Genomic DNA, 2329 nt, shown 5'->3' with positions numbered 1-2329 from the left:
CTCCTCCGCCTGCCTGCCGTGCCGATGACACCGAGGCTGAGCGACACGAGGGTCAATTTCTTCCTCACGGAGAAGGACATCCTCCGGAGCGACAATCACCAGATCGAGACGGTCAATTTCATCCGTCGCTGGCGGCTCGAGCCGGTCGATATGGAGGCTCTCAAGAGGGGCGAACTGACCGAGGTCAAGAAGCCCATCGTCTACTACGTCGATGACAACTTCCCCGAGCGCTGGAGAGCCGGGATCAAGGCCGGTGTGCTGAGGTGGAATAAGGCCTTCGAGCGCATCGGGCTGAAGGACGTCGTGCAGGTGAGAGACTTCCCCAAGGACGACCCGGAGTTTGACCCCGACAATCTGAAGTACTCCTGCATCCGCTACGTCCCGGTCGGCATCGAGAATGCCATGGGGCCCTCCTGGTACGATCCCCGCACCGGCGAGATCATCAATGCCTCCGTCATGGTCTACAGCAATGTGATCAAGACACTCAATAACTGGCGCTTCGTGCAGACGGCACAGCTCGACCCCGCAGTCCGCAGCAAGGTCCTCTCCGACTCCCTCCTCACAGAGTCGCTGGAGTACGTGATCGCCCACGAGGTGGGTCACACCCTCGGTCTGATGCACAATATGGCTGCCTCAGCCGCCTACTCCATCGACTCGCTCCGGTCTCCCTCTTTTACCCACAAGTACGGCACCACGCCCAGCATTATGGACTATGCGCGGTGGAATTATGTGGCCCAGCGAGAGGATGAGGGGGTCTCCCTCGACCCGCCCTTCCTTGGTGCCTTCGACTACTACGCCATCGAGTGGGGGTATAAGGTCTTCCCGGAGCTGGAGGACAATTTCTTTGCCGAGAGCAAGGAGCTCCAGAAGTTTGTCTCCCGCCATGAGGGCGACCCGATCTACCGCTACGGCGTGCAGCAGGTGGAGAGCCGCCTCGACCCGTCTGCCATCGAGGAGGATCTGAGTGATGACCCGATACGTGCCGGCGAACTGGGGATGCGCAACCTGATGTACATCACCGAGCACCTCGACGAGTGGATCACCGATGACCCGGGAGCTGAGCACCGGGGCGAGCTCTATGAGCAGATCCTGGCGCAGGCATACGGGTACTACCACAATATCTTTATGATGGTCCCCGGCATCATCCTCCAGCAGACGAGCGAGTCCTCCGGCATACCGAGGCATCAGGTGCTACCTAAGGAGCGGCAGCGTCAGGCAGCCCTCTGGCTCATAGAGCATGCGGAGGACTTCCGCAAGCTCGGGCTCGAGGAGCTGGTGGGACACATCCCCTACGCTTCCCTCCGCCCCTTTGACCTCGTGCAGCAGGATCTCCTCAAGATGACGATGCTCAATACCGGTAAGCTCGCCATCTCCTACTACTTCGACCCCGACTCCTACTCCCCCATGGAGTATCTGGAGGATGTCTACAGCCATATCTTTGGCCCGACTCTGCGTGGCGCCTCGCACCTCAGCGAGACAGAAATCGCCCTGCAGGACGCCTTTGTCCGCTACCTCAATGCCTCACTCCAGTATGGGCTGCAGAATGTCTACCCCGTCGGGCTCAAGTCTGACGCCCTCAGTCTGAGCTATAAGGCTGACAAGACTGTCTGCAATCACGCTGGCGAGGAGAATGGGCTGCTTGGCTTCGGCAACGGCAACGGCTTCCCGGAGCACCTCTGGGCGCAGACCGTCAATATGACCAGCGACTACACTCTGAGCCACGCTCTGAAGGTACGGGACCTGCTCAAGCGGACCATCCCTCGGACGAGGGATGCCAACCTCCGCGCTCACTACCGACTCCTCCTCGGACGGCTCGATAAGTCACTCGAGAAGTGATGGGAGGAGAGCGGGTAAATGGCTAACTTTGCTGAGAACCTTAGTAACCAAGTAGAAATAAAACCATTATGAGAGCAAATGAGATCAGCAGCGGCCTCTGCCGCTTAGGACGGTACATCGGCGACGAGTCCATGGAGGGAGGCTGCAAGGCCCTCGTCCTCATGGGCGCCCTGGGTGGGGCTGCCATCACCTCCATCGCCTTTATCATCGGAGGCGCACTAAGCGACAGGGACTAAGCTCCACGATAGACAGAGGGCGGTGATCGGTTCGTAGGACCGGTCACCGCCCTCTGTCTGCTCAGCCACAGATACGATCAGATCACACCAGATTGGCAGTCAGCAGGTAGCGACCGCCTATTTCTTTTACCGGTATTAGTGTCAACTATTACCGGTATTAGTGTCGACTAATACCGACTTTAGTTTTGCCGAATACCGGTATTAGTCTGAGGGGCGTCCGGATAAGATTTGAATTAACCCTCTAAAGAGTTACCTTT

General features: G+C 58.4%; 2 protein-coding genes. Both read left to right on the top strand.

Going from position 1 to position 2329, the window contains the following annotated elements:
• A partial coding sequence (locus Q0F21_RS07325; RefSeq protein WP_297238720.1) for a zinc-dependent metalloprotease occupies positions 1–1836 on the top strand: 1836 nt, incomplete at its 5' end.
• A 68-nt stretch (positions 1837–1904) separates the two neighbouring features.
• On the top strand, positions 1905–2072 hold the full coding sequence (locus Q0F21_RS07320) for a hypothetical protein (protein ID WP_018106899.1): 168 nt from the start codon (positions 1905–1907) through the stop codon (positions 2070–2072).
• Positions 2073–2329 lie beyond the last annotated feature (257 nt).

It is taken from the genome of uncultured Porphyromonas sp. (genome assembly GCF_934359325.1).
Lineage (GTDB): Bacteria > Bacteroidota > Bacteroidia > Bacteroidales > Porphyromonadaceae > Porphyromonas_A.
This window is presented reverse-complemented; position numbering and strand designations above follow the sequence as displayed.